Source organism: Novispirillum itersonii subsp. itersonii ATCC 12639 (assembly GCF_000381985.1).
Lineage (GTDB): Bacteria > Pseudomonadota > Alphaproteobacteria > Rhodospirillales > Rhodospirillaceae > Novispirillum > Novispirillum itersonii.
In genome coordinates this window covers 83,807-110,798 of sequence record NZ_KB907339.1, presented here as the reverse complement: position 1 = coordinate 110,798, position 26,992 = coordinate 83,807, and the positions used below count along the sequence as shown (strand labels likewise).

22 protein-coding genes are annotated in these 26,992 nt (G+C 63.6%); 8 read left to right on the top strand and 14 right to left on the bottom strand.

Annotated features, from left to right (window positions below):
* Positions 1–97 precede the first annotated feature (97 nt).
* From G365_RS0106230 to G365_RS0106210, 5 genes are all read left to right on the top strand, one after another.
* Positions 98–1,075, top strand: coding sequence for a GNAT family N-acetyltransferase (locus G365_RS0106230; protein ID WP_019644644.1), 978 nt, complete (start codon positions 98–100; stop codon positions 1,073–1,075).
* A 96-nt stretch (positions 1,076–1,171) separates the two neighbouring features.
* Positions 1,172–1,891, top strand: coding sequence for a Crp/Fnr family transcriptional regulator (locus tag G365_RS20570; RefSeq protein ID WP_019644643.1), 720 nt, complete (start codon positions 1,172–1,174; stop codon positions 1,889–1,891).
* A gap of 92 nt (positions 1,892–1,983) precedes the next feature.
* On the top strand, positions 1,984–2,757 hold the full coding sequence (yaaA, locus tag G365_RS0106220; RefSeq protein WP_019644642.1) for a peroxide stress protein YaaA: 774 nt from the start codon (positions 1,984–1,986) through the stop codon (positions 2,755–2,757).
* A 22-nt stretch (positions 2,758–2,779) separates the two neighbouring features.
* Positions 2,780–3,196: a DUF1489 family protein gene (locus tag G365_RS0106215; RefSeq protein ID WP_019644641.1), complete on the top strand. Its 417-nt coding sequence runs from the start codon at positions 2,780–2,782 to the stop codon at positions 3,194–3,196.
* Positions 3,197–3,231: 35 nt separating this feature from the next.
* Positions 3,232–4,017 (top strand): alpha/beta fold hydrolase, encoded by a 786-nt coding sequence (locus G365_RS0106210; RefSeq protein ID WP_019644640.1) that lies wholly within the window; start codon positions 3,232–3,234, stop codon positions 4,015–4,017.
* Here G365_RS0106210 and G365_RS0106205 read toward each other — a convergent pair.
* The 6 genes from G365_RS0106205 to G365_RS22765 form a co-directional block, all read right to left on the bottom strand.
* Entirely contained in the window at positions 3,992–5,473 is a 1,482-nt protein-coding gene (locus tag G365_RS0106205) for an adenylate/guanylate cyclase domain-containing protein (protein ID WP_019644639.1), read from the bottom strand. The genes G365_RS0106210 and G365_RS0106205 overlap by 26 nt on opposite strands.
* Before the next feature lie 124 nt (positions 5,474–5,597).
* Entirely contained in the window at positions 5,598–7,376 is a 1,779-nt protein-coding gene (gene recJ / locus G365_RS0106200; protein WP_019644638.1) for a single-stranded-DNA-specific exonuclease RecJ, read from the bottom strand.
* Positions 7,377–7,399: 23 nt separating this feature from the next.
* On the bottom strand, positions 7,400–8,392 hold the full coding sequence (glpX, locus tag G365_RS0106195) for a class II fructose-bisphosphatase (protein ID WP_019644637.1): 993 nt from the start codon (positions 8,390–8,392) through the stop codon (positions 7,400–7,402).
* 141 nt (positions 8,393–8,533) lie between these two features.
* Entirely contained in the window at positions 8,534–9,838 is a 1,305-nt protein-coding gene (locus G365_RS0106190) for a homoserine dehydrogenase (RefSeq protein ID WP_019644636.1), read from the bottom strand.
* Entirely contained in the window at positions 9,835–11,073 is a 1,239-nt protein-coding gene (locus tag G365_RS0106185) for an LL-diaminopimelate aminotransferase (RefSeq protein WP_019644635.1), read from the bottom strand. The genes G365_RS0106190 and G365_RS0106185 overlap by 4 nt, the downstream gene beginning before the upstream one ends.
* Before the next feature lie 373 nt (positions 11,074–11,446).
* Positions 11,447–12,430 (bottom strand): OmpA family protein, encoded by a 984-nt coding sequence (locus G365_RS22765; RefSeq protein WP_019644634.1) that lies wholly within the window; start codon positions 12,428–12,430, stop codon positions 11,447–11,449.
* Between the two features lie 420 nt (positions 12,431–12,850).
* On the opposite strand from G365_RS22765, the gene G365_RS0106175 reads away from it, so the two are divergent.
* Positions 12,851–14,662, top strand: coding sequence for a PHA/PHB synthase family protein (locus G365_RS0106175; protein WP_019644633.1), 1,812 nt, complete (start codon positions 12,851–12,853; stop codon positions 14,660–14,662).
* Between the two features lie 57 nt (positions 14,663–14,719).
* Here the strand turns inward: G365_RS0106175 and G365_RS0106170 are convergent, their stop codons facing one another.
* From G365_RS0106170 to rplM, 6 genes are all read right to left on the bottom strand, one after another.
* Entirely contained in the window at positions 14,720–15,187 is a 468-nt protein-coding gene (locus G365_RS0106170) for a GNAT family N-acetyltransferase (protein ID WP_019644632.1), read from the bottom strand.
* Positions 15,188–15,375: 188 nt separating this feature from the next.
* Positions 15,376–15,930, bottom strand: coding sequence for a gamma carbonic anhydrase family protein (locus G365_RS0106165; RefSeq protein WP_019644631.1), 555 nt, complete (start codon positions 15,928–15,930; stop codon positions 15,376–15,378).
* Positions 15,931–15,976: 46 nt separating this feature from the next.
* A complete protein-coding gene (gene argC, locus G365_RS0106160) occupies positions 15,977–17,020 on the bottom strand; it encodes an N-acetyl-gamma-glutamyl-phosphate reductase (protein WP_019644630.1) in 1,044 nt (347 codons plus the stop codon).
* Positions 17,021–17,185: 165 nt separating this feature from the next.
* The gene (locus tag G365_RS22760) at positions 17,186–20,848 is read right to left on the bottom strand and encodes an ATP-binding protein (RefSeq protein ID WP_019644629.1); all 3,663 of its coding nucleotides are present in this window, start codon (positions 20,846–20,848) and stop codon (positions 17,186–17,188) included.
* Between the two features lie 183 nt (positions 20,849–21,031).
* On the bottom strand, positions 21,032–21,484 hold the full coding sequence (rpsI, locus tag G365_RS0106150; protein ID WP_019644628.1) for a 30S ribosomal protein S9: 453 nt from the start codon (positions 21,482–21,484) through the stop codon (positions 21,032–21,034).
* Between the two features lie 3 nt (positions 21,485–21,487).
* Positions 21,488–21,952, bottom strand: a complete 465-nt coding sequence (gene rplM, locus G365_RS0106145; RefSeq protein WP_019644627.1) for a 50S ribosomal protein L13 — start codon at positions 21,950–21,952, stop codon at positions 21,488–21,490.
* Positions 21,953–22,305: 353 nt separating this feature from the next.
* Between rplM and G365_RS0106140 the strand changes: the two genes are divergently transcribed.
* Positions 22,306–24,102: a potassium/proton antiporter gene (locus G365_RS0106140; protein WP_019644626.1), complete on the top strand. Its 1,797-nt coding sequence runs from the start codon at positions 22,306–22,308 to the stop codon at positions 24,100–24,102.
* A 10-nt stretch (positions 24,103–24,112) separates the two neighbouring features.
* On the opposite strand, the gene G365_RS0106135 is transcribed toward G365_RS0106140, so the two are convergent.
* Positions 24,113–24,538 (bottom strand): PaaI family thioesterase, encoded by a 426-nt coding sequence (locus G365_RS0106135; RefSeq protein WP_019644625.1) that lies wholly within the window; start codon positions 24,536–24,538, stop codon positions 24,113–24,115.
* Positions 24,539–24,742: 204 nt separating this feature from the next.
* Here G365_RS0106135 and G365_RS0106130 point away from each other — a divergent pair, with 204 nt between their 5' ends.
* The gene (locus G365_RS0106130) at positions 24,743–25,519 is read left to right on the top strand and encodes an enoyl-CoA hydratase (RefSeq protein WP_019644624.1); all 777 of its coding nucleotides are present in this window, start codon (positions 24,743–24,745) and stop codon (positions 25,517–25,519) included.
* Positions 25,520–25,549: 30 nt separating this feature from the next.
* Here G365_RS0106130 and G365_RS0106125 read toward each other — a convergent pair whose 3' ends face one another.
* On the bottom strand, positions 25,550–26,566 hold the full coding sequence (locus tag G365_RS0106125; protein ID WP_019644623.1) for a cytochrome-c peroxidase: 1,017 nt from the start codon (positions 26,564–26,566) through the stop codon (positions 25,550–25,552).
* Positions 26,567–26,992: the final 426 nt, after the last annotated feature.

Here is a 26,992-nt window from a genome sequence, read left to right as displayed (position 1 = left end):
TGAAGGTTATGGCATTGGTAGACACACCGGTTTCCTGCACGGCACCGACACGGTACAACAGCGTCTGTGCCCTCCCCTCCGCCGTGCAGCAGGTGCCATGTCCTGTCCCAGCCTTTCTCCCGGTTTTCAGATCCGCCCTGCGGTCCCGGCAGATCTTTCCGCCTGCCTGCCGCTGACCTTCCGGGCCCTGTCATCCCTGCTGGAAACCGCCTGCCTGCCAGAACGCGAACGCCCCTTTCCCTGCGCCGCCGCCATTGCCGGGCATACCGCCAGCGGGCAGTGTGCCGGGCTGCTGCTGCTGGGCCCGCCCCTGAACAGGGAACCCGGGCTACAGGTGCATTCCCTGATGGTCAGGACCGCTTTCCGCCGTCAGGGTCTGGGCCGGGCCCTGCTGGAGGCAGCACCGACCCTGCTGCCGATGCAGCCGGGCTGGCCGCTGCGGACGGAGTGGTCAGACCGCCTGCCCGCACGGCAGGCCTTTGCCGCCACACTGGCCGCCGCCGGATGGAGCCCGCCCCATGCCTCGCTGCTGCGGATTCAGGGGCCGGTACGCCATACCCCGCTGATGATCCCCCGGCGGGAAGCGATGCTGGCCCGGGCCAATCGCAACGGCATAACCCTGACCCCGTGGACAGAGCTGACAGCGCAGGACCGGGCCGATCTGGCGACCGCCTGCGACCGCTGGGACGCTGCGGGAGATCTGCCCGACTGGGCCGACCCGCGCCCGGCGCTGACGGCTGCCCCTTCCCCTTACGCGCTGTTGCTGCGCACCGGAGCGGGGGCGGACGGGATCGGCGGCTGGATCACCTGCCTGCACCACACCAGCCCCCAGCGCTGGCTGTTTCCGCTGGGGTGGGTCAGGCCGGATCTGACCGGCAAGGGAATCCTGATGCTGACACTGGCCGATGTCACCCTGCGCCTGCACCGCGAACAGGGGCCGGATGCCATCGCCGCCTTTGAAACGTCTTACGACACCCCCGATATGTGGGCGCTGCTGGAACGGCACTTTGCCCCCCATGCCCATCTTGACGGCATGATCATTGACCGCCTGATGAGCAGCCAGCGGCGGGCCTGACCCGGCAGCCTTTTTGCTTGCCCCCGCCCGGCAGTCTGCGGCAGTCTGCGGGGATCCCCCTTTGGTCGGATCCCCCCCCTTCTTTCCGACGGAGACATGACGGCTGCCATGACCGCCCTGACCCGCCACGATCAGCTTCAGCTCGCCCGCATCCCGCTGTTGTCCGGGCTGCCCGATCCGGTCCGTTCGACCGTGCTCGACCGCAGCGGCGTGCTGTCCCTCAGCCGGGGGGAAACCCTGTTTGTACAGGGGGATACTGCCGACCGGCTGTTCATCGTGCTGGAAGGGTGGATCAAAGTCTTCCGCCTGACGGCTGAGGGCGGACAGACCGTTCTGCACATCTTCCGCGCCGGGGAGAGTTTTGCGGAACCGGCCGTGTTCGGTCTGGGCCGCTATCCGGCCTCGGCTGAAGCTGCGGCAGACAGCCGCCTGCTGGCCGTTCCCGGATCTGCCCTGAAGACCGCGCTGGAACAGGACAGCGGTCTCGCCCTGAAGCTGATCGGTGTTTTCGCCCAGCGCCTGAACACCATGGTCGCCGAGACCGAGCGCCGCCAGTTTCTCTCGACACCGCTGCGGGTGGCCGCCTTTCTGCTCGATCTGGTCAAGGCCGACCCTGATCTGGCGCGGGAAAGCGGGCCGATCACCCTGCGTCTGCCCTATGACAAGGCCCTGATCGCCGCCCGTCTGGGCATGACCCCGGAAAGTTTCTCCCGCGCACTGGCCAAGCTGAAAGACATGGGCATTGATGCACAGGGGGCGACCATCACCATTCCCTCCGCCAGAGATCTGGCCGAAACGCTGGAAACCGGGATCTGACCATCTCCCTTTCATAACAAGGGTTGCGCCCGCGCCCGGTTCGGTCCAGATATCGGGGGAGACACCCCTGAACAACCGACCGGATCCGCCCGATGCTTGCTGTTCTGTCCCCCGCCAAGAACCTTGATTTCACCGCCGCCGATCCGGCCCTGCCCCATACCCTGCCCGATCTGGCCGCCGACACCGCGGAACTGGCCGGGCGGACCCGTAGCCTGACTCCCGCCGACCTGCGGCGGCTGATGGATATTTCTGACAAGCTGGCTGATCTCAATCATGCCCGCTTTCAGGTTCTGGGCAGCGCGGAGTCCCGTGCGTCGGCCAAGCAGGCGGCGCTGGCCTTTGCCGGGGATACCTACATCGGTCTGCGCGCCGGGGAGATGTCAGCCGATGATCTCGGCTGGGCGCAGAACCATCTGCGGATTCTGTCCGGCCTGTATGGGGCGCTGCGTCCGCTCGACCTGATGGAACCGTACCGGCTGGAAATGGGGACCAAGCTGGATAATCCGCGCGGGAAAGACCTGTATGCCTTCTGGAAAGGCCGGATTTCAGCCGTACTGAACGCCGCCGTCGACGGCCACGCCCACCCGGTGATCATCAATCTGGCCTCGTCGGAATACTATAAGGCTGCCGATGACGGCCTGCTGACCCGGCGGGTGATTACCCCGGTCTTTCATGAGGAACGCGACGGAAAGGCCCGGGTGATCGGGCTGATGGCCAAGCGGGCGCGGGGCATGATGGCCCGCCACATCATCCTCAACCGGCTGGAAGACCCCGAACAGCTGAAAGATTTCAGCGATGGCGGCTACGCCTTCCGGCCTGCAGAGTCCGGCGACAGCGTGTGGGTGTTTGCCCGCCCGCAGCCATAACCGGACCGGGGAGCGGACCGCCATGCCCCTGAACCTGATCAAGCTGTGCGTCGGCATCGACAGCGCCGAACACCTGAAAGAGCGTCACGCCGAGCGGATGCGGACCCATGGCCGTCTGTTCGCCCATACCCGGATGATCCCCAAACGGGTGGAGGAGCTGCTGGACGGTGGATCGCTGTACTGGGTGATCAAAGGCTTTACCGGGGTCCGTCAACCCATTCTCGATATCGAGATGTACGAACGGGACGAGGAAGGCCGCCCGTACTGCCTGATCATCCTTGGCCCGGCTGTCACCGTTGCCGCCTATCCCCGCCGCCCGTTTCAGGGCTGGCGCTATCTGAAACCCGACGAGGCCCCGCCCGATGTCGGCGGGGATGCCGCCCATACCCCGCCACCGCCGGAAATGGCTGCCCACCTGCGGGCCCTTGGCCTGCTCTGATTTTTTCTCACCTGCCGCGACAGAAGGACCTGACGATGCCCCTCGCCCATATCCAGACCGGAGACCACGGCCAGCCGCTGCTGATTCTGCATGGCCTGTTCGGATCGGGACGCAACTGGGGGGCCATCGCCAAGCGCCTTGCCAACAGCTACCGGGTCTATGCGCTTGACCTGCCCAATCATGGCCGCAGCCCGTGGATTGAGTCCGTCACTTACCCGCAGATGGCCGACGCGGTGCGGGACTGGATGGAGGCGCAGGGCATGGCCTCCGCGCTGGTCCTCGGGCATTCCATGGGGGGCAAGACCGCCATGCAGCTGGCCTTGAACCACGGCGACAAAGTCGATGCGCTGATGGTGATCGATATTGCCCCGGTCAGCTACACCGGGCGGGAACACCTGTCTTACATCCGCGCCATGCAGGGCGTAGACCTGACCCGCTTCAGCCGCCGGGCAGAAGTTGAAGCCGAGCTGACGGATGCCATCCCCCTTGATGCCATCCGCAAATTCCTGATGCAGAATCTGGTGCAGAACGAGACAACCGGGCATCTGGAATGGCAGATCAATCTGGCGGCACTGGGGGAAAACATGGGTAATCTGATGGACTTCCCGCTGGAAGCCACCATGGAGCCCTTCGGCAACCCGACCCTGTTTCTGGCCGGTGGGGCCTCAGACTATGTAAAGCCCGACGCTGCCCCGGCGATGCAGCGGCTGTTTCTGGATCATACCCTGACGGTGATGGATGGCTGCGGCCACTGGCCCCATGCCGAGCAGCCCGCCGCCTTCACCGAACATCTGCTTACTTTCCTTGCAGAAGCCGGCTGAAAAAGCCTTTCCGTGAGCCTGCCGCCCCCAACGCCACAGGCGCTCCGCCGGGGCGGCAGCGCAGCACGCCATGGGCCTGTGCCACGCCCTTCAGGCGCGACGTTTCCGGGCTGAGGTGATACCCCCCTGCCGTCAGCAGCGCGGTCACCTCCGGGGTGGCGGCCTGCACTGCCGTGCTGAGCACGATTTCCCCCGCCTCTGCCAGCCCCTGCACCCGGGCGGCAATATTGACGGTCTGACCGAAGAAATCCAGCGCCCCCCCGGTGTTGACGGTCAGGGCCGGGCCGGTATGCAGGCCAACCTTCAGACCCGGCTGTTCCGGCTTCCAGTCTTCTGACAGGGCGCGGATGCCCTCCATCATCGCCATGCCGGCCCGGACGGCCTGCGCCGGGTCGGGAAAGGCCGCCATGATGGCATCGCCCATGGTTTTAACAATCGCCCCGGAATGGGCCTGTACCGCCTGCCGCAGAACCTGAAAATGCTTCTGCACCAGATCATAGGCAGGCAGATCACCCGCCCGGTCGTACAGCTCGGTCGAGCCTTTGAGATCGGTGAACAGCAGCGTGATCGCCTGTACCCGGATGTGCAGATCGGGGATCAGCTCCTGAATACCAAACAGATCACGGAAAACCTGATTGGTCAGCAGGTTCTTCCCGCTCAGGCGCGGCTGCGGCGGACGCCCGTCGGCAGAATAGGCGGCAATCTCCTGCGGAACACGGCGGATCACCTGTACCCAGATCCGGTCTTCGCAATGATTGGTCACCCCCAGCCGGACCGGACCGGCCCCCAGAGACGGGCCGGGGCCACAGAAGCCGCTGCCATCCACCACCACATCCAGCGTCGCGGCACCGTCTGCCGTCGTATACAGCGTGCGGGAAGCGTGGGATTCCAGCGAAATCAGGCGGTAATCCTGCCCCGGCTGTGCCGTAAACGTCAGATCGACTGTCTGGCCGGGGTCAATCCGGGCCTCGGCAACGGTATTCCGCTGGTGATAGGCGGCCAGTTCCGTTTGATAAGGATAGCTCTGCGAGGTGTGATAGCAGACATGGTCATGCAGATCCGCAAGCGGATCAAAACTGTTACTGGGGCAGGCAAACGTCACTTCCACCGTTTCATCGAGTGTCGTGGTGGTGGTGTTGTCGCAGAAACCACAGTGGAAATCATCGGTCACGCCGGAAATCGTGTCCATGGTATGGGCAAAGCTGCCGCAACCGGGACAGACCAGCCCCCATTCGAAGCTGAACAGGCCTTCGCGGGCCCCGGCAATCAGCAGGGTCAACGCCGTATCGTCCGCCAGCCCTGCCTTGCGGGCCAGCAGCGGCGGGTTGATCCGCGCCGCTTCCAACGGTGACAGAGTGCTGTATGCCTGTGTAAAGGCCTGCGCATCCTGCGGGGAAACCCCCTGCCGGAACGCCACCCGATACAGACGGTCATAAAATTCAGCCGGTAACGCCATAATCAGCCTGCCCCCGCAGAGAATCTCACCGGACCGACAGATCACGGTGCCGGATCACCATACGTAGAGGCAGAGACAATGCCCAGCCCGGAAACAGCCGCTCACGCAGTTGTTAAGGGCAGTCTTACGGGGTGACCGGGGCAGCGTCGTCGATCACCAGCTGGCATTCATTGCGACCATTCCAGGTATCCAGACGCAGCGTGCCGGCAACGTGCATCGCCATCCCCGCCGAGCCCAGCAGGGCCACACCAAGGTCTGTATCCACACATTTGAAAGCAATCGCCTTCAGCCGTCCGCCGCCGGGGGTGGTCAGGAAGGCACGGACATGGCCGCTGCCAACCACATCAGCCTTGCCGACCCGGACATTGGGGATCACAAAACGCGGCTGTTCATTCCCGGCCCCGAACGGGCCGACCCGGTCAATCAGACCCAGAAGATCCGGCGTCACACCGGACAGGGCCACTGCTCCATCCACTTCCAGCGTCGGGCTCAGATCACCGCCATCAAGCTGGTTGCGCAACCGCTCGGCCAGAAAAGCCCGGAATTCCGGCAGTTTCTCCGGCTTCAGCGAGAACCCGGCTGCCATTGCATGGCCGCCACCGGCCTCCAGCAACCCGGCCTCACGGGCGGCAATCACCGCCCGCCCCAGATCAAGACCGGCCACTGACCGGCCAGACCCCTTGGCCAGTCCCCCATCCAGGGCCACCACGCAGGCCGGGCGGGCATAGCGCTCCTTCAGGCGGCTGGCGACAATGCCGATCACGCCGGGGTGCCAGTTTTCCCCCGAAACCATAATCAGAGGCGATCCGTCATCGGCGGCACTCTCGGCCTGCTCGATGGCCTCGAACAGCACCGCCGCCTCAATCTCCTGACGGTCGAGGTTGTATTCGTGCAGACGCAGGGCCAGCGCGACGGCTTCTTCCGCGCTGTCCGTCCACAGCAGGCGGCTGCCCAGATCAGACTGACCGACCCGCCCCCCGGCATTGACCCGTGGCCCCAGCACATAGCCAAGGTGATAGGCGTCCGGCCGTTCTTTGATTCCGGCCACATCCGACAGGGCGGCAATCCCCGGGTTCCCCCGCCGGGCCATCACCTTCAGGCCCTGTGTGACCAGCGCCCGGTTCACCCCGGTCAGCGGCACCACATCGCAGACGGTGCCCAGCGCGACGATATCCAGCCAGTCCATCAGGTTGGGTTCGGCCCGGTGCGGCCCAAACCAGCCCATCGCCCGCAGGGCACGGTTGACCGCCACCACCAGCAGAAAGGCCACCCCCACCGCCGCCATGTGCTTATGCGGGCTGGCGTCATCAAGACGCTTGGGGTTGATCACCGCCGCTGCCGCGGGCAGACGGGGCTCCGCCTCATGATGGTCAACGACAATCACATCCAGCCCGGCATCCGCCGCCGCCTGCAAGGGCACAAAGGCTGTGATCCCGCAGTCCACCGTAATGACGACAGAGGCACCACGCTCCCGCAGGCTGAGCAGGGCCGGGGCATTCGGGCCATAGCCTTCGGTCATGCGGTCAGGAATATACAGGACCGGATCGGCCCCCGCCGCCCGCAGAAACCGCATCAGCAGGGCGGAAGACGTCGCCCCGTCCACGTCATAATCCCCGAAGACGGCGATGGTCTCGTCTTCTTTCAGAGCCTGAACCAGACGCTGCACCGCCCGGTCCATATCCCGCAGATGGGACGGATCGGGCAGCAGCTCTTTCAGGGTCGGGGACAGGAACCGGTCAGCCTCGTCGGGGGAAACCCCACGGGCTGCCAGCACCCGCCCGACAATTTCCGGCAGGCCGAGGCGCTGACTCATCGTCATCGCCTGCCGCTCATCCCCGGCGCGCAGCACCCAGCGCCGCCCGCCGTAGGAGTGATCCACCGAAAGGAAGGATCCTGCCGTCATGGTTGTTACCGCCTGTGCCGTGATCAGACCTTCGGCAGCATGACCTTGCGGTCAAAGTTATGCTGGGCTTCGATCCACCGCACGGTGCCGGACTTGGACCGCATGACCAGCGAATGGGTCTTGGCCCCGTTGTGCCAGCGGCGGACACCGCGCAGCATCGCCCCGTCGGTCACGCCCGAAGCCGCGAACATCACGTCACCACGGGCCATGTCATGCAGGGTGTACTTACGGCTGAGGTCCTTGATCCCCCAACGCTCGGCCCGGCCACGCTCGTCATCATTCCGGAACAGCAGACGGCCCTGCATCTGCCCGCCGATGCAGCGCAGCGCCGCAGCCGCCAGCACGCCTTCCGGGGCACCGCCGGAGCCGATGTAAAGGTCCACGCCCGACTCCGGGGTCGAGGTGGCGATAACGCCCGAAACGTCGCCATCGGGGATCAGCATGATGCGGGCCCCGGCTTCCCGCACGCGGGCGATCAGCTCTTCATGGCGCGGACGGTTGAGAATGCAGACCAGCAGGTCGGAGATTTCGGCATTCTTGGCAGCAGCGAGATTCTTCAGGTTGGTATCGACGCTGTTATCCAGATCGACCACCCCGTCCGGCAGACCGCCGCCGACGGCGATCTTATCCATGTAGACGTCCGGTGCATTCAGGAATCCGCCCTTTTCAGCGCAGGCAACCACGGCCAGCGCGTTGGGGCCGCCGGTGGCGGTGATGGTGGTGCCTTCCAGCGGATCAAGGGCGATATCAACCTTCGGGCCGCTGCCGGAGCCGACCTTCTCACCGATGTAGAGCATCGGGGCTTCGTCACGTTCCCCTTCCCCGATCACCACGGTACCGTCGATGTTCAGGGCATTCAGGGCGCGGCGCATGGCGTCCACGGCGGCCTGATCGGCGGCCTTCTCATCCCCACGGCCCATCCACAGTGACGATGCCAGCGCCGCCGCTTCGGTCACGCGGCACATTTCCAGCGCCAGATTGCGTTCCAGCAGATTGGTTTCGGTCTGGTCGGACATGGAGATCCCCTTCAGTACGAGCTTGTTATCTCTGGTTGGTCTTAAGGTGCCTGCGGGACGGCATTTACAGGCTGCGCGAACAGGCCGCAAGCACAGAAAAAGCCGGACCGGGGCGTGTCCTGCCCCGATCCGGCCCAATCATCACAGGGTTTCGATACGGATGACGCGCGGCGGCTCGACCACTGCGGCAATGGCCGAAATCCGCTGCAACGCATCATTCAGCCGCACCTCTTCGGTCTCGTGCAGGGTCAGCACCACCGGCACCACCTCATCCGGCGAACGGCCCCGCTGGATCACCGCCTCCATCGACACGTCGGAGTCCCGCAGCGCCGCGGCGATATCGGCGAATACACCCGGATGGTCTTCGACCATCAGGCGGATGTAATAGGCACCGACATGCTGATCCATCGACCACGCGGGCAGCGGTTCCAGCAGGTCTGCCGGAATCCCGAAGGTCGGGGTCTGACGGTTGGCAACGATATCGATCAGGTCTGCCACCACCGCCGACGCGGTGGGACCGGCCCCGGCGCCCCGTCCGATCGAAACCGACCGGCCAACGGAATCACCTTCCACCACGACGGAGTTGAACACCCCTTCGACGGTGGCGATCGGTTCGTCCTTACGGACCATGCACGGATGCACCCGCTGCTCAATGGCGCCGGAGGCAGTCTTGCGGGCAATGCCCAGCAGCTTGATCCGGTAGCCCAGCTCTTCGGCAAAAGCGATGTCGGTCGCCGAAACGTGGCGGATGCCTTCGATATGGATGCTGTCAAAGTCAACCTGCGTCCCGAAGGCAAGGCTGGTCAGCAGCGACAGCTTGTGCGCGGTATCCACCCCGTCAACGTCGAACGACGGATCAGCTTCGGCATAGCCGAGACGCTGGGCATCGGCCAGAACGTCGGCGAAATCCCGCCCGGTCTCGCGCATCGTGGTCAGGATGTAATTACACGTCCCGTTCATGATGCCGTAAACGCGGCCGATGGTGTTTCCGGCCAAACCTTCGCGCAGGGCCTTGATGATCGGGATGCCCCCGGCCACCGCCGCCTCGAACCCAAGGGTCAGCCCCTTGCTTTCAGCGGTCTTCGCAAGGGCCACACCGTGATGGGCCAGCAGCGCCTTGTTGGCGGTGACCACGTGGCGCCCGGCAGCCAGAGCCGCTTCGACCACGGCCTTAGCCACCCCGTCAGAGCCGCCGATCAGCTCGCACACCACATCAGCGTCAGCAGAAGATGCCATCAGCACCGGATCATCGTACCAGTCGATGCCGTCCATGGCGAAGCCCCGGTCCCGCCGGGACCGGGCCGACACCGCGACCACCTTAATAGTTCGACCATAGCGGGCCGCCATCAGATTCGCCTGCTTCTGCAGAACCTTGACCGTTTCGGCGCCCACCGTGCCCAGACCGGCGACGGCGACTTTCAGGGGGTTTTTGGCAACGCTGTTCACTTCACCCACCACTCGTTCGCTTTAAGACGATGCTCTTCGGAATTGGCCAGAACCTGATCGTAGTTCTGGAAGAAGCCCTTGATATTACGCAGGGCCTGACGGATCCGGTGCTTGTTTTCCACCAGACCGATACGGACGTGACTGTCACCCTGCTCGCCGAAGCCAAGCCCCGGGGCCACCGCCACCTTGGCCTCACGCATCAGCAGCTTGGCAAATTCCACCGACCCGAGATGCTGGAATGCCGGCGGGATCGGGGCCCAGGCAAACATCGACGCCGGGGGCGGCGGAACCATCCAGCCCATCTGGTGCAGGCCTTCAATCAGCACGTCGCGGCGCTCTTTATAGGTATTGCGGATCTGTTCAACGCAATCCTGCGGGCCGTTCAGCGCCGCGCTGGCCGCCACCTGAATCGGGGTGAACGCCCCGTAATCGACATAGCTCTTCACCCGTGCCAGTGCCGAGATCAGGCGGCGGTTGCCCGCCGCAAAGCCGACGCGCCAGCCCGCCATATTGTAGCTTTTGGACATGGAGGAGAATTCAACCGCCACATCCTTGGCCCCCGGAATCTGCAGGATCGACGGCGGCGGATTGTCGTCGAAGTAGATTTCGCAGTACGCGATATCGGACAGCACATAGATTTCGTGCTGGCGGCAGAAATCAACGATTTCCTTATAAAAGGCCAGATCCGCCACCATCGCCGTCGGGTTGGACGGGAAGTTGACGATCACCGCCACCGGCTTGGGCACACTGTGGCGCACCCCACGGTCAAGCGCCCGCAGAAAGTCTTCATTCGGGGCAGCCGGGATCGACCGCACGGAGCCACCGGCGATGATAAAGCCAAAGGCATGGATCGGGTAGCTGGGGTTCGGTGACATGATGATGTCACCGGGGCTGGTGATCGCCTGCGCCAGATTGGCCAGACCTTCCTTGGAGCCCAGGGTGGCGATCACCTCGGTCTCCGGGTCCAGCGTCACATTAAAGCGGCGCTCGTAATACCCGCAGAGGGCCTTGCGCAGCCCGGGAATCCCCTTGGAGGTGGAATATCCGTGGGCCCGCGGATTGGCAGCGGCTTCCGCCAGCTTATCAACGATGTGCTGCGGGGTGGGCTGATCGGGGTTCCCCATGCCGAGGTCGATGATGTCTTCGCCGGCAGCTCGGGCGCGTGCCTTCATCGCGTTGACTTCAGCGAAGACGTACGGCGGCAGACGCTTAATACGATGGAATTCCTGTTCCATGATATTTTCCCGAGACAGAGGGGTTAAACAAACAGCACAATTGCTGACGGCCCGCAACACTCACGGCAGGGGCCATCGGTCTGTTTACCCCGGCTGCCGGGCAAATGCGACAGTTTGTTTCGGCAAAACCCTCTGGTTTGCCGCAGATCATTCCACACGAATGAACTGAAATGCCTTAATTTGGAATAATATTCATAAAATATGCAAAACCATCGCATAGGATTGCTATTTTATCAAATTCACCGCAATCCACCGGTTTTTCGCCCCTCCGGCAACAGGGCGAAACTAAAAACCGCAGGAGAACCAAAAGCAAAGGGGCGTGAACCGACGTTCACGCCCCGATGACAGACAGGTTTTTTCGACCGCTGCCGCCTTAGTAGTCCAGATAGATCTCGGTCCGGCGGTTTCCGGCCTCGCCGGACGGCATGCTTTCCACATACACCGGATCAGCAGCCCCGGCGGCAGCGGTGGAAATCGACCGGCGCGGCACCCCATAACCGGCAAGAGCCTGCGCCACTGCATCCGCACGCCGCAGCGAAACCTCAAGGTTAACCGCCTGCTGGCGGGCAAAATCCATATCCCCGGTGCGGCCGGAGGCATGGCCGATCACCCGCACCTTCGCCCCCCGCTGCTTCTGCAGGGCAGCAACCTGCCGCAGAATACTCTGATCCACCCCGGACAGCACCGAAGAGCCATTGGCGAACTGAATGGTGGCCACCAGCTGCCCGGCACCCCCGCTGATCGCCGCCAGCGGATCAAAACCATCATCCGGCAGGGCTGAGGCAGAATGCGCATAGGTCCGGCCATCGCCGCCGATCACCACGGTGTCATCCCCGTACGGGCTTCCCATCATCGACCCCATCAGCGGGGCCGGGGCCACCGGCGTCGGTTCCGGGGTCAGCGGCACCGGTGCCGGGGCGGGTTCAGCCACCGGCGCGGGGGCCGGAGCCGGAACAGGCTCGGGCGCAGGGGCCGGAGCGGGCGCGGGTGCAGGCTCCGCCGCCGGGGCGGTGCGGGCTTCCGGCTGGGCTTTCGGCTTCGGCTCGGTCAGGGCGCGGGCAGTGGTCGGTTCCTTCCGGCCTTTGCCGGTGGCATATCCGGGGCGGTCAGACGGGGCAATCAGCCCGTCAACCGTGGTGTCTACCGGGCCGGAAGCAGACGAGGAGGCCCCGTGCGAGGACCCGCCGTCACTGCCGAACATGGAATCCCACGCCCCGCCGACCGAGGAACACCCGCTGACCATCAGCGCCATCGCCAGAAGAACCGCAGGGCGGCTGCCGGACCGCAACAGCCCCCGGGACAGATTCCCCCGGAACAGCGGAAGCAGGCTGGACGAACGGAAACGATCGGTGATCACGCTGAAACTCCTACAGGGATACCTTATAAACCCCACACGGGCCCGATACCGTACACAGCCCATGACATACACGCGCACCACGGTCAAACCCGTTTGTGGCCGCCACAAAAATAAAACGTGATTGCGGCAAACCATACACTATTTTTCCGTTTGAAACGGAAAAAGACCGACCCGGTGCTTCAGCTTAACAGCCGCCTTAAAAACAGGTATACCCTGATGCAGGGGAACGGATCCCGGGGGCTGCTGGCCGAACCATCCTCCCAGACACCACCCTGGGTAAAATTTCCCGCCGGGAATATACCCGGGGCCGCAGGCTGCAGACATCGGGATCCCCATCAAACATCTGTGGGCAAAATCAAAAATTCGGCGCACGATAGCCGAAGGCACACAGGGACAGAAACAGTCAGGAAAGGCGCACCTATGGCAGACAGACATGCTGGCAAGCCTGAAACCCCGGACATCAAAATGCCGGACCCCGCAGAAGTTTCGGCGGCAATGACCAATATCGCCGAACGCAGCCAGCGCCTGATCAACGATTTCATTGCCCGGCAAAGCGCCCAGCCGGAAACGCCGACGTTTGATCCGCTGAACATCGCCGGGGCCTTTCTGGAGATGACCACCCGCCTGATGTCCGATCCGGCCAAGCTGGTGGAAGCTCAGGTGTCACTGTGGCAGGACTATATGAACCTGTGGCAGAGCACCGCCCGCCGGATGATGGGTGAGGACCCCACTCCGGTGGTGGAGCCGGACAAATCCGACCGCCGCTTCAAGGATGACGCCTGGAAGGACAATGATGTCTTTGACTTCATCAAGCAGTCCTACCTGCTGACCTCCCGCTGGGTGCAGTCGCTGGTCAACGATGTCGATGGTCTGGATGACAAATCGGCCCAGAAGGTCGATTTTTATACCCGGCAGTTCATCGACGCGATGGCCCCGTCGAACTTTGTGCTGACCAACCCGGAAGTGCTGCGGGTCACCGCCGAAACCGGCGGGGAGAACCTGCTGAAGGGGCTGGAGCACCTGCTGAGCGATCTGGAACGCGGGAATGGCCGTCTGCGCATTTCGATGACGGATGAAACCGCGTTTGAGGTGGGCCGCAATGTCGCCACCACCCCCGGCAGCGTGGTCTTTGAAAATGACCTGATCCAGCTGCTGCAGTACAGCCCGACCACCGAAACCGTCGGCACCGTGCCGCTGCTGATCGTGCCGCCGTGGATCAACAAGTTCTACATCCTCGACCTGCGGGACAAGAACAGCTTCATCAAATGGTGTGTCGATCAGGGACTGACCGTCTTTGTGATCTCGTGGGTTAACCCCGACGAGACCCTGGCAGACAAGTCTTTTGAAAACTACATGCTGGAAGGCAGCCTTGCCGCTATTGAGGCGATCATCCGCCAGACCGGATCGCCGAAAGTCAATGCGGTCGGCTATTGCCTTGGCGGCACCCTACTGGCTTCGACAATGGCCTACATGGCCGCCACCAAAGACGACCGTCTGGGCTGCGGCACCCTGCTGACCACCCTGACCGACTTCACCGACCCCGGCGAAATCGGCGTGTTCATCGACGATGAACAGCTTAAGGCGCTGGACGAGCGGATGCAGCGCACCGGCTACCTTGACGGCTCGGATATGGCGACCAGCTTCAACATGCTGCGGTCCAATGATCTGGTCTGGTCGTTCGTCATCAACAACTATCTGCTGGGCAAGGAGCCCTTCCCCTTCGATCTGCTGTACTGGAACGGCGACTCCACCCGGATGCCCGCCGCCATGCACAGCTTCTACCTGCACAACATGTATCAGGAAAACAACCTGATCAAACCGGGTGGCATCACCCTGTGCGGTACGCCGCTGGATCTGCGGGATATTAAGGTTCCGGTCTATATGCTTTCCGCGCGGGAAGACCATATCGCCCCGTGGAAATCGACTTTTGCCGCCACGCAGGTGTTCTCCGGCAAGGTCCGCTTTGTGCTGGGGGCCAGCGGCCATATCGCCGGAGTGGTCAATCCCCCGGTTTCGAAAAAGTACTGCTACTGGACCAACAGCAAGAAGGTGAAGTCTGCCGACACCTGGCTGAAGGGAGCCGAGCAGCATGACGGCAGCTGGTGGAGTGACTGGATCGAATGGCTGAAGCCTGCCTCCGGCCCGCAGATTCCGGCCCGCAAGCCGGAGGATGGTCCGCTGGGAGTGATCGAACCCGCTCCGGGGCGCTACGTGAAAGTGCGGGCGGTTTAAGCCCCTAAGACAGACTGAAAACGGCGCAGAGATTTTTCCCTGCGCCGTTTTTTATTTTCAGCCGCCGCCCTGCCCGTCCGGCGGGATCAGGGCCATGGCCATGACCTCAAAAGGCAGGCCGTCATCATCGTGTGGCTGGCGCCCGACTTCGGTAAAGCCGAGGCGGCGATAGAAAGCAACCGCCCCTTCATTGCGGGTATAAACCCCCAGCAGCAGGTGCCCCCGCAGGGTCAGCGCATGGGCGATCAGGGCCCGGCCTATGCCCCGGCCGTGATCGTGCGGATCCACGAACAGTCCGCCGACCAGATGATCGAGCAGGGCAACAAAGCCGGTCAGCCGCCCTTCTTCCTCGGTCACCCACATCTCCGCCTTGGGAATGTAAACATCGCGGACCAACTGATACTGCCGGTCAATCTGCTCGGCAGACAGAAAAGGGTGGCCGTGCCGTGACGCCCGCAGCCAGAGATCAAGAAGGCAGGGAAAATCATCCGGTGTCGCGCACCGGATCAGACCTGTAAAAGTCATCGTCTTTGTCCAGAGAAAGCGGTGTGTCACCGCCGCAGAAAACCGATGGCCAGACACGCCAAATCGCCCCGGAAAAATCCTTCCGGGCTGTCAGGCCGAACGAAAACCGTCCGGGAGAGGGCTTCTGCGCATACATCTCCTTGAAAGAAAAACGGGACCGTCAGACAGAGACGGTACAGAGCGTCGGTTTACAACGCCCCCGGCGAGGCCATCTGCTCCAGCATCGCTTTATACTGGGCGGCATTTTCGGCGTAATGGGCACACTGACGGATAAAAAAGTCCATCTCTTCCGGGCGCAGATCCCGCAGCTTTCTGGCCGGGTTCCCGGCCCACAGCTCGCCGCGCGGCACCCGCTTGCCCGGCGACACCAGCGCCCCGGCGGCCACCAGCGCCCCCCCTTCGACCACCGCACCATCCAGAATGGTCGCCCCCATGCCAATGAACGAGCCGCTTTCCAGCGTGCAGGCATGAATGGTGCAGTTATGGCCGATCAGCACATCATCACCGATGTAGGTGCCGAATTTGCCTTTCGACACATGCACGACGGTACCATCCTGAATATTGGTGCGGGCACCGATACGGATCTCGTGCACATCACCGCGCACCACACAGCCGAACCAGACAGAGGAGGCATCCCCGATCACCACGTCACCGATCACACTGGCCCCCGGCGCGACAAACACGCTGGGGTCAAGCACCGGAGAAACGCCCTGCCACGGCAGGATAATCGGGGACGCTGTCATCTCATGACCCTCACACCAGAACGGAACCGGGAGTACGGAAACAGGATTACGGGAACAGCGGCTGCTGCTCCAGCCCCATGTCTTCCGGGAAGCCGAGCATGACGTTCATGTTCTGAATCGCCTGCCCCGACGCCCCCTTCACCAGATTGTCGATCGCCCCGAACAGGATGGCGCGGCCCGGCACCCGGTCCTTGAACACCCCGATCAGACAGAAGTTGGAGCCCCGGACAAAACGGGTCTGCGGCGCGGTGCCAAACGGCAGAACACGCACGAACGGCTCCCCGGCATAGCGCTTCACCAGTGCGGCATGCAGGTCTTCCGCCGTTGCCGCCCCTGCCAGCTTGACGTAAATGCTGGACAGGATGCCCCGGCTCATCGGCATCAGGTGCGGGGTGAAGTTCACCAGCACATCCTTACCGCTGGCCCAGCCAAGGCCCTGCTCGATCTCCGGGCTGTGGCGGTGACTGGCGACACCATAGGGATGGATCCCTTCCGCCACTTCAGTGAACAGATTGGCTTCCTTGGCGGAGCGCCCGGCCCCGGAAACCCCGGACTTGGCATCGATGATGATATCTTCAGCCTGCACCAGTCCCTGTTCCAGCAGCGGGATCAGCGGCAGCTGCGACGCGGTCGGGTAGCAGCCGGGATTGGCAACCACACGGGCCCCCTTCACCTTCTCGCGGTGGATTTCGGTCAGGCCATAGACCACCGACTTCTGCAGGTCGGTCGCCATATGCGCATGGCCATACCACTGGGCATAGGCTTCCGGGTCGAACAGACGGAAATCAGCGGACAGATCGACGACCTTCACATGCTCCGGCAGACCGGCGATCACCTCCTGCGTCGTGCCGTGCGGCAGCGCGCAGAAGCAGACATCAACACCGGCCCAGTCCACCTCGGCGATGGTCACCATCGTCGGCAGCCCAAGCCCGCCGAGATGCGGGAACACCGCTTCCATCGGCTGTCCGGCGCGGCGGTCGGCGGTGAGGGCGACGATTCGGGCACGCGGATGACGGACCAGCAGACGCACCAGCTCTGCCCCCGTATAACCGCTGGCACCCAGAATGGCGATGTTCACCACGTCCGACATCCCGTCAACTCCTTCTGCGTCGGGTCAAAAATCAGGCGGGCCCCTGTTCCGGCAGGCGGAGACGGGGCGCGTCCCCTCTGGTCATAGCAAAGACCGCCATAAAGGACAGTGTTTTTTATAGGGCCTCAGCCCAATCTCCGCTCAGCCTGACCCCACCGGCCCTGCTTACAGCGGCCAGGCCCCGGTCTCGACATCGTGGATCAACCCGGCCAGCACGGCCGCATCCTCCTGCGTTACGCCATCCAGACGGCTGAGGGCATCAATCAGGCGGCCATCCTCCTGCCCAAGATAACGGGCAAGCTCCAACTCTTCCGCCAGATCGCCGGTGCGGTGCGCCCCGAACTGCCGGGCCACCCCTTTCAGGCTGTGGGCCGCCTCGCGCCCGGCGGTCATACCGTCACGCAGGAAGGCACAGGACACCTGCGCCCCCCCGTCTTCCAGCTTCTGGCGGGCGGAAGCCATCAACGGCAGAACCCGGGCCGGGCCAACCAGCTCCAGCAGTTCCCGCAGCCAGGGGGGCGGCACAGCGGGGCGTGGTAGCGGCGTGGGCTCCGTCAGCAGCAACGGGGCCCCCGGCGACAGATCCATCACCCGGTCCGGTACAGCCTGCGGTGCGGCCCCGGTTTTCTGGCACCAGTACAGAATCGTTTCCTGCATCCGCTTCCAGTCCACCGGTTTGGTCAGATACCCATCCAGCCCGATCTGTTCATAATGGCGGCGCTGATCCGCCAGAACATCGGCGGTCAGGGCCAGAACCGGCATCGAACAGCGGGGCGGCGGCAACATCCGGACATAGCTGGCCACCCCCGGCCCGTCCAGCAGCGGCATATGCATATCCAGCAGCAGCAGGTCGAAGTCTTCATCCTCAATCGCGGCAATCGCCTCGCGCCCGTTGGGGACCGCCCGCACCACATGGCCCAGCCGTTCCAGCCCGATGGTGATCAGCATGCGGTTGGTTTCTTCATCCTCCGCCAGCAGCAGGCGGTAGGACTGCCCCGGTACCGCCGCCGGCATCGGCGCATCGACGGTCGAGGCGCTGACCGCCATCTCAGGATTTCCGGCGGGAAGACACAGGGTGATGGCAAACGTGGTGCCATGCCCGACCCGGCTGAACACCCGGATCTCGCCCCCCATCAGCTCCGCCAGACGGCGGCAGATCGCCAGCCCCAGTCCGGTACCGCCGAACCGTCGGGTGGTGGAGGAATCAGCCTGCCGGAACGGCTCAAAAATCTGCTGCTGCCGGTCCGGCGGAATGCCAATGCCGGTATCCTGCACATCCAGCATCAGATCAACGGTTCCCGGCTGCATCCCCGGGGCGGACCGCAGGCGGACGGTCACTCCGCCATCCTCAGTGAATTTCAGGGCATTGCCGACCAGATTAAACAGAATCTGCCGCAGGCGGGTTGGATCGCCGACCACCACCACCGGCCTGTCGCCGCCCTCCTCCGGCAGATCGACGCGCAGGGTCAGCCGCTTTTCCTCAGCCTTCGGACGCAGGAACGTCACCACATCGTCAATCACATCCGCCGGGATGAAATCGACTTCCTCCAGACTCAACTGTCCGGCCTCGATCTTGGAAAAGTCGAGGATGTCGTTCAGCAGGGTCAGCAGGGTCTGCCCCGATCGCTTCAGACGGGTCGCATAAACCGTCTGCTCAGAATCCAGCGGAGAAGCCAGCAGCAGATCCGTCAGCCCCAGAACCCCGGTCATCGGGGTACGGATCTCGTGGCTGACGTTGGCCAGAAACTCGCTTTTCAGGCGGGTTGCCTCCTCCGCCCTCAGCCGCTCCTTGGCATTCAGCTCCGCCAGCGCCGTCAGTTCCGCCGCCTGCTGCTGCAACAGGTCCCTGCTGGCCTCCAGCTCCATCGCCAGACGCTTGGACTCGTCAATGTCATAAACCCAGACGATGCGGTGGGCATTCAGCTCCTCCCGCGCCCGGCTGACCGACACCAGCGCCCAGAACACCTCTCCGGTCTGCCGGCGCATCCGCATTGGCCGGTCCCAGACCGCCCCCAGCCGCTCAAAATCCGCCAGCAGACTTTTCCGCTCCAGCGGATCGGCGTACAGCGATGGCGGAAAATCGAGTGAAAAATGCCGGTCCGGCATGCGGAACAGTTCCGCAATCCGGCGGTTGGCATACAGCACCACATCCTGCTCGGTCAGCAGCACCGCCCCGACCGGCGAGGTTTCCATCAGGGCCCGCAGCCGGTTTTCGTTGGCACGGACCGTCTCTTCCGCCCGCATCATGTCGGTGATATCGGCCCGCAGCCCGACCACATAGCCCTGATCGGTGACCCGCTCCTCAATCCGCAGCCAGCGACCATCGGCGGTCTGCTGGGTCAGCTGCCCCGGCGGAACCCGGTGCTGCCGCAGACGCTGCATCAGCCAGCGCTGGCGTTCCTCCGGGGTATATCCGGCCTGCGGGTACTGACCCCGGCTGAGACCGTAGCGCAGGATCTCTTCAAAGCTGCTGCCTTCCCGGATCGCCGGGGCCGACAGGGCATAGATCTTCCGGTAGGCCTCATTGCAGATCACCAGACGGTCATGGTCGTCATAGACCACAAACCCTTCCGGGATCGTGTCGAGGGCGACTTTGAGAATATCCTCGGCCCGGCGGCGGGCGGCTTCTGTCGCAACCCGCACCGAAATGTCGCGGACAATCGCCGTGAAAACGGTGCGGGCCCCGACCGACCGTTCAGCCACCGACATTTCAATGGGAAACTCCTCAACCCAGCCCCGCACCCCATAAAGCGTGCCATGAACCGCCGCATCACCGACCGCTTCCCACACCCGGTCGTCAGTCACCTCGCAGCCGTCAGGGGTACGGCGGATAATCAGGCGATTCAGGTGCAGGCCCGGCACGTCGCCCGCCGACAGGCCAAAAATACGCCCGGCGGCGGCATTGCTGGTTTCAATGACCCCGTGCTCATTAAAGGTCAGGATCGCATCAGGGGCCGTATCAAGGATCAGCCCCAGCCGCCCTTCCCGGACCTGCACATCCTGCAGGCGTTCCCGTGACTTGCCGTGCAGCCACAGCAGCAGGGCGGTCAGCAGGGTCAGGCCGGAACCGACCGCCAGCACCAGAGTCTCGCTGTTTCCCGCATAGGCCTTCATCATCGCCAGAGACGGTCTGGTCTCGACTGTCCAGGTCCCGTTTGCGACGGACACCGGAGTCACCACAGCGTCCGCGCCCCGGGCCGGGGCGATGCGCGGGGACAGCACAACAGCGTCCTCATGACGGACAGTCAGGGCGATATCCTTGTCGCTGATCACCGCTGCGGCGATCTGCTCTGTCAGGATACTGCTGCGGTTGACCGCAACGATGGTGCCAAGAAAACTCTCGTTGGAAAAAATCGGTGCGTAAATCAGAAAACCGGTCCCGCCCCCCAGAAGCTGCAACGGCGCAGACAGCTGCGGACGCCGGGTTTCAATGGCGGTCATCAAAGCCTGACGCCGGCGCTGTTCGGTTGCCAGATTCTGCCCGATCATCGGCTGACGGATTTCCTGCGGCTCCGCCCAGCGGACGATATGGCCCTGATCCACCCATTCGATGGCTTCCAGCGCGTTATAATCTTTAAGATAGCGGCGCACATCCTGCCGCCACTCTGCCTCCGGGGTGCCGCCGCGTGTTGCCCAGCGGTCTGCCAGACGCGACAGGGCCCCGGTCCGGTCTTCCAGCTTCTGCCGCAGGGTCTCGGCGATTGCCCGGCTTTCAGCCTGCAGGACCAGATGCATCGCTGTTTCTGCGTTGCCGGTCACGACCTCCGCCAGAAGGACGGTGGTACCCATCCCCAGCGTGAAGACCAGTCCTGCCAGCAGCCGCTTCATTGGCGCGTCGCCCCCTTTTGTTTAGCAATGCCCCGTCTGTCTGTGTTCTGACATGCACAGACCCCCGCAGGATAGTCTTCTTTTCCCAAGCCGCCTATCAGCCAAAACACCCATGCAAAAAGGCCCGCCGTGGGGCGGGCCTTCCTGCCGGATAACCAGGACTGGATACAGGATCCGTCGAGATTAACGCTTCGAGAACTGGAAGGAACGGCGGGCCTTCGGCTTACCGTACTTCTTACGCTCGACAACGCGCGGATCGCGGGTCAGGAAGCCAGCGGCCTTCAGGGCCGGGCGCAGAGCCGGATCGAACAGGGTCAGAGCGCGGCTCAGACCGTGACGGATCGCGCCGGCCTGACCGGACAGACCACCACCGGTCACGGTGCACATGATGTCGAACTGGCCGACAACATTGGCGATCGAGAACGGCTGGTTGACCATCATGCGCAGCACCGGGCGCGGCAGGTAGTTGTCCAGCTCGCGGCCGTTAACGATGAACTTGCCGGAACCGGCCTTCACCCACACGCGGGCCACGGCGTCCTTACGACGGCCGGTGGCGTAGGAACGACCCAGCGCATCGCGCTTCGGTTCGGCCTTGGCGGGCTGCTGAACGACGCCCTTGAGATCTTCGAGGGACATGGATTACGCGCTCCGCTTGTTCTTCGGGTTCCGGGCAGCGATGTCCAGAACTTCCGGGTTCTGGGCGTCGTGACCATGGGTCGGGCCAGCGTACACGCGCAGCTTCTTCAGCTGGGCGCGACCGAGCGGGCCACGCGGAACCATGCGTTCAACGGCCTTTTCAATGACGCGGTTCGGGTACGGACCGGTCAGCAGCTGTTCCATGGTGCGGTCTTTGATACCGCCCGGATGGCCGGTGTGCCAGTAGAAGCGCTTCTGGGTCAGCTTGCGACCGGTCAGGGCGACCTTCTCGGCGTTGATGATGATCACGTGATCACCGGTGTCGATGTGCGGGGTGAACATCGGCTTGTGCTTGCCCCGCAGGATGTTTGCGACGGTCGCGGCAAGGCGGCCGAGAACGATGCCTTCGGCATCGATCACGTACCACTTCCGTTGCACATCCGTCGGCTTGGCGGAATAGGTCTTCATTGTTCTCACTTCTCAGTCGCTGGGGAACCGGTTGCGGCTCCATGTGACGAGCGGAGCCCGTGATTGAGCCGTCCGCCCCAGTGAATCCAGGCCGCGGAGTATGCCACGAAAAACAACAGCGTCAACGTCTTTTAATTCAATAAAATCAATTCATTATAATGCGGTATAATGATACCTCATTCCAAACCCGCCCGGGGCCTGCCTTTGAGGCAGATCGTTGACTGACGGCCCTCTTTGGGTCCGGACCCGCAAAAAAACCTTGAAAACTCCGTACTTTGTCCTTCGCGCTGCCACGACTCTCTTTATTATTATCGGGGCAGTCACACCACTCCGGGGCACAGAGGGGGCAGAGCATGGACGCAGCCAACCATTTCATCCTGCTCGGCGGTGGCCTGATGCTGGCAGCGATTCTCACCGGGGCCCTGTCCACCCGCATCGGCGCCCCGCTGCTGTTGGTTTTCCTGGGGGCCGGTATGCTGGTCGGCGAAGACGGGCCCGGCGGCATCCAGTATGCCGACTACGGCACGGTCTATACGCTGGCCAGTCTGGCGGTGGCGGTGATCCTGTTTGACGGCGGGCTGCGCACCTCGTTCCGCACCGTGCGGCGATCGTGGGGGCCCGCCGCGTGGCTGGCCACCGTCGGGGTGGTCATCACCGCCGGCATCACTGCCGCCGCCGCGTGGTCAGTCTTTTCCGTGCCGCCGGTGATCGCCCTGCTGATCGGCACCGTCGTCGCCTCCACCGATGCCGCCGCCGTGTTCCTGCTGCTGCACCAGCGCGGGCTGGAGATCCGGGAGCGGGTATCGGCGACGCTGGAGCTGGAGTCCGGGGCCAACGATCCGATGGCAATCCTGCTGACCATGCTGCTGGTCAGCGCCGCCACCGGCACCCTTCAGGCAGAGGGCATGGGGATCAGCGTCGTCCTGTCGCTCGCCAAGGCCTTTGCCGTCGGCGGTCTCCTCGGGCTGGCGGGCGGACAGGCGATCAGCTGGGCGGTCAACCGCCTGATGCTGGCCCCGGGGCTGTATCCGGTGCTGGTGATTGCCGGGGCGCTGACCCTGTTCGGCCTCAGCCATACGCTTGGCGGATCCGGCTTCCTGACCGTTTATGTCGCCGGGATCGTGGTCGGCAACCAACGCCTGCGGGCGCAGGTGGTGATCCGGCGGTTTCATGACGGTATCGCCTGGATCAGCCAGATTCTGCTGCTGGTTATGCTGGGTCTGCTGGTCACCCCCCATAAGCTGCTGCCCGACCTGATCCCAGCCGGACTGACCGCACTGGCAATGGTGTTTATCGCCCGCCCGATTGCCGTCGCCCTGTGCCTGTGGCGCAGCCGCCTGACCATCCGCGAACGGCTGTTTGTCGCCTGGGTCGGTCTGCGCGGCGGCATGCCGATCTACATGGCAATCATCCCGGTCCTGTCCGGCGTGCCCGAGGCCGGGCTGATCTTTAACGTCACCTTTATTGTCGTGCTGGTCTCTCTGGTGTTGCAGGGGTGGAGCATCTCTGCCGTTGCCCGGCTGCTGCGGGTGGAAATTCCTCCGGCGCCGGAACCGCAGGGCCGCCTTGACATCGACATCCCGTCGAACATGGATCAGGACATCGTCGGCTACACCATCACCCCGGCAAGCCCGGCTGCCGGAATGGCGCGGGAAGATCTGCGCCTGCCGGGGCGCAGCCGCCTGCTGTCGGTGCTGCGCGGCAATGTGGTGGTCCCTGAACAGGGGCTCGACAGCTTCCAGCCCGGCGACTTTGTGCTGCTGCTGACCCCGCCGGAGCAGGGCCTGACGCTTGACCGGCTGTTTCTGCCCAAAGACAAAAAGACCCGGCGGGTGGCGCTGGCCGACTTTGTCATCCCCGGTGCCGCACCGCTGGGATCGGTCTGCGATGCCTATGAAATCAGCGTGCCGGATGACCAGCGCCAGAAAACCATCGGCCAGTTTGTTGCCGACACCCTTGGCGGCACCGCCGGGATCGGCGACTGCCTGCTGGCGGGAGCGGTCGAGCTGGTTGTGGTGCAGATGGAAGGCGACCGCATTGCCTCGGTCGGGATCCGGCTGGAGCCGGACCGGGGCGCGGCGTGGGAAACCGTGGTTCCCCACCGCCTGCTGACCCGGATCCGCCGCTGGCGTCCGCGCCGGGCCGCCTGACAGCCGCGTCTTATCCGGCCTCCGGCGGGACGGAATAGGTCCCCGTCACATGGGCAACCATCGCCTCCGGGTCACCGGCAGAATACAGCTCCACCTCAGCCACGACCAGACGCTTGCCACGCTTCAGGATTGATCCTTTGGCAATCATGTCTTCCTGCCCCGGCTTCCGGAGAAAGTTGACCGTCAGGCTGGTCGTCACCGCCAGTTCAACCCGCCCCACCAGCGACAGAACCACCCCATACAGGGCCAGATCGGCCAGCGCCATGGTTGCCGGACCGGCAATGGTGCCGCCAGGACGGATCAGATCAGGCTTGAAGGCCATACGCACCGTGCAGCGCCCCTCGCCGATCTCTTCAAAGGTACAGCCTAACAGGCTGGCCAGCGGCAGTTCCGCATCCAGAATATCCTGAATTTCAGCAATCGTGATTTTTGACATGCATCCTCCCGGTTTTCAGCCCGGCCTTTTTGCGGCACAGTTTTTTGCGGGCCTGCGTGATCATTGTCAGGAGTGCCGTCTGTCTCGACGGTTCCTGAAAATGCCCGAGAAGCCTACACGCCCGGTCCGGGCCAATCCACGGTGCCCCAGCGTCAAGCCGGGCAGAAAAATGTGGTTCTTTTTTAACGGGAGGAGTCCTCACCCATGTCAGCCCCCCTGCTGCTGCGCACCGATGCCGACGGCGTCTGTACCCTGACCCTCAACCGCCCCGAAGCGCGGAATGCCCTGTCACGCCCGCTGATGGCCGCCCTGCAGGCGGAGCTGGACCGCATCGCCGCTGACAGCAGCGTGCGGGTGGTGGTGCTGACCGGATCTGGCCCGGCTTTCTGCGCCGGACATGACCTGAAAGAAGTCCGCGGGCTGGATCAGGCCGAATATCTGCCGCTGTTCGAGCAATGCTCCCGCCTGATGATGACCGTGGTGCGCCTGCCGCAGCCGGTGATCGCCCGGGTTCACGGCATCGCCACAGCCGCAGGATGCCAGCTTGTCACCTCCTGCGATCTGGCCTATGCCACGGACACCGCCCGCTTTGCCACGCCCGGGGTCAACATCGGGCTGTTCTGCTCCACGCCGATGGTCGCTCTGTCCCGGGCGGTGCCCCGTAAGGCCGCGATGGAAATGCTGCTGTCCGGCCAGCCGGTGCTGGCCGCCGATGCGGTGCGTCACGGCCTGATCAATGCCGCCCTGCCCGCCGAAGAACTGGACAGTCACGTTGCCGCCATGGCCGCCACCATTGCCGCCAAATCCCCCCTGACCCTGAAAATCGGGAAAGAAGCCTTTTACCGGCAGCTGGAACAGCCGATGGACGATGCCTATGCCTACGCCAGCCGGGTCATGACGGAAAATATGATGGCCCGCGATGCCGAAGAAGGGATTGATGCCTTCCTCGGCAAGCGCGAGCCGGTCTGGTGCGGGGCCTGAAACCCCACTCTCTTTCTTATTAAAACAGGCTTATTCAAACGGGGTCGGGCGCGGTGTCGCGTCCGACGACGGCGGCAGGATCGGCAGCCTGAAGTCCGGCTGATCACCGGTCAGGGTCTTCAGGAAGGCCACAATTTTGGCATTCTCGTCCTTATTGAACACCCGGCCGAGCTGGATCCGCCCCATGGTCTCGACCGCGTCGGACAGGGTTGCAGCCTCGCCGTCGTGGAAGTACGGGTAGGTCATTTCGACGTTGCGCAGGGTCGGCACCTTGAAGTTGAAGCGGTCCGCCTCATCCTTGGTCACCGCCACCCGGCCTTCCGCCGGACTGGTCGCCTTATAGGGCTCCACCACCCCCATCTTCTGGAAGGAGTTGCCCCCCACCGCCGGGCCGTTGTGGCAGGCGACACAGCCACTGTCACGGAACAGTTCGTACCCTGCCTTTTCATCGGCGGTCAGCGCAGTGTCGTCACCCAGCAGCCATTTATCGAAGCGGGCGTTGGGGGTCACCAGTGTTTCCTCAAAGGCAGCGATGGCCTTGGTCACCTCCTCGATGGTGATCTTGCCGGTGCCGAACACCGCCCCGAATTCGGTGACATACCCGGGGATCGATTCCAGCACATCAACCGCCAGCTTGTGGGTGAACGCCATTTCGCCGGGATTGGCGATCGGCCCCCCGGCCTGCGCCTGCAGGTCAGCGGCACGGCCATCCCAGAACTGGGCAACGTTCAGGCTGGAATTCAGGACCGTCGGGGAATTGATCGGCCCCTTCTGCCAGTTGTGACCGATGGAGGTCTTGAGATTATCGGTACCGCCCATCGACAGATTGTGACACGAGTTGCAGGAAATGAAGCCCGACTTGGACAGGCGCGGATCGAAGTACAGCTTCTTCCCCAGCTCTGCCAGCGCCGGATTGCTGACCTTGGCCGCCGCCAGCGGCTGGATCGGCTCATCGGTGCGGGGGGCTGCCGCCTGCGCCACAGCCACCGCCGTCGCCAGCGCTACCCCGGCCGCAATCACCGGCCCCAGAAATACGGTTTTCATCATGCGCTCTCCTCTCCCGATCCCCGGCAAAGCTCCGCCAACCGCCTGCCTGACCGGCAACGGACCATCGGGGTCTCATCTTTGACGTGTAAGCCGGTGGAGCGGTGCCTGCACCGCAGCCGGACCGGCCAGCCGGAGCAGAAGACAGGGTCCGCCGCGCCGTGACCCCACTATTCCCCACAGGAGGTGTGGGAACATTGAGGCATATCAAACCTTCAAATCACTCTAATTTAGAACAGCACAGCCCCTGTCAGGCCCTCTGGCGTTCTGTCAGAGTTATATCCATATGATAAAAAAGGGCTTCCCCGGCTGTATCCCGGTTACTTCCAGTTTAGAATGGAACCGGACAGGAAAAGCCTGAGCGCTCAATTTTTTTCTCCGGTCCAAGTCTCCGGTCCCAGTATCCAGTCCCGGAGCGCCCGCGGTCTC

What these genes read in the sequence shown, in the direction of transcription:
- G365_RS0106230 (WP_019644644.1), top strand. Translation starts at nt 98, where the DNA reads ATGTCCTGTCCCAGCCTTTCTCCCGGTTTTCAGATCCGCCCTGCGGTC.
- G365_RS20570 (WP_019644643.1), top strand. Translation starts at nt 1,172, where the DNA reads ATGACGGCTGCCATGACCGCCCTGACCCGCCACGATCAGCTTCAGCTC.
- yaaA (WP_019644642.1), top strand. Translation starts at nt 1,984, where the DNA reads ATGCTTGCTGTTCTGTCCCCCGCCAAGAACCTTGATTTCACCGCCGCC.
- G365_RS0106215 (WP_019644641.1), top strand. Translation starts at nt 2,780, where the DNA reads ATGCCCCTGAACCTGATCAAGCTGTGCGTCGGCATCGACAGCGCCGAA.
- G365_RS0106210 (WP_019644640.1), top strand. Translation starts at nt 3,232, where the DNA reads ATGCCCCTCGCCCATATCCAGACCGGAGACCACGGCCAGCCGCTGCTG.
- G365_RS0106205 (WP_019644639.1), bottom strand. Translation starts at nt 5,473, where the DNA reads ATGGCGTTACCGGCTGAATTTTATGACCGTCTGTATCGGGTGGCGTTC.
- recJ (WP_019644638.1), bottom strand. Translation starts at nt 7,376, where the DNA reads ATGACGGCAGGATCCTTCCTTTCGGTGGATCACTCCTACGGCGGGCGG.
- glpX (WP_019644637.1), bottom strand. Translation starts at nt 8,392, where the DNA reads ATGTCCGACCAGACCGAAACCAATCTGCTGGAACGCAATCTGGCGCTG.
- G365_RS0106185 (WP_019644635.1), bottom strand. Translation starts at nt 11,073, where the DNA reads ATGGAACAGGAATTCCATCGTATTAAGCGTCTGCCGCCGTACGTCTTC.
- G365_RS0106175 (WP_019644633.1), top strand. Translation starts at nt 12,851, where the DNA reads ATGGCAGACAGACATGCTGGCAAGCCTGAAACCCCGGACATCAAAATG.
- G365_RS0106170 (WP_019644632.1), bottom strand. Translation starts at nt 15,187, where the DNA reads ATGACTTTTACAGGTCTGATCCGGTGCGCGACACCGGATGATTTTCCC.
- G365_RS0106165 (WP_019644631.1), bottom strand. Translation starts at nt 15,930, where the DNA reads ATGACAGCGTCCCCGATTATCCTGCCGTGGCAGGGCGTTTCTCCGGTG.
- argC (WP_019644630.1), bottom strand. Translation starts at nt 17,020, where the DNA reads ATGTCGGACGTGGTGAACATCGCCATTCTGGGTGCCAGCGGTTATACG.
- G365_RS22760 (WP_019644629.1), bottom strand. Translation starts at nt 20,848, where the DNA reads ATGAAGCGGCTGCTGGCAGGACTGGTCTTCACGCTGGGGATGGGTACC.
- rpsI (WP_019644628.1), bottom strand. Translation starts at nt 21,484, where the DNA reads ATGTCCCTCGAAGATCTCAAGGGCGTCGTTCAGCAGCCCGCCAAGGCC.
- rplM (WP_019644627.1), bottom strand. Translation starts at nt 21,952, where the DNA reads ATGAAGACCTATTCCGCCAAGCCGACGGATGTGCAACGGAAGTGGTAC.
- G365_RS0106140 (WP_019644626.1), top strand. Translation starts at nt 22,306, where the DNA reads ATGGACGCAGCCAACCATTTCATCCTGCTCGGCGGTGGCCTGATGCTG.
- G365_RS0106135 (WP_019644625.1), bottom strand. Translation starts at nt 24,538, where the DNA reads ATGTCAAAAATCACGATTGCTGAAATTCAGGATATTCTGGATGCGGAA.
- G365_RS0106130 (WP_019644624.1), top strand. Translation starts at nt 24,743, where the DNA reads ATGTCAGCCCCCCTGCTGCTGCGCACCGATGCCGACGGCGTCTGTACC.
- G365_RS0106125 (WP_019644623.1), bottom strand. Translation starts at nt 26,566, where the DNA reads ATGATGAAAACCGTATTTCTGGGGCCGGTGATTGCGGCCGGGGTAGCG.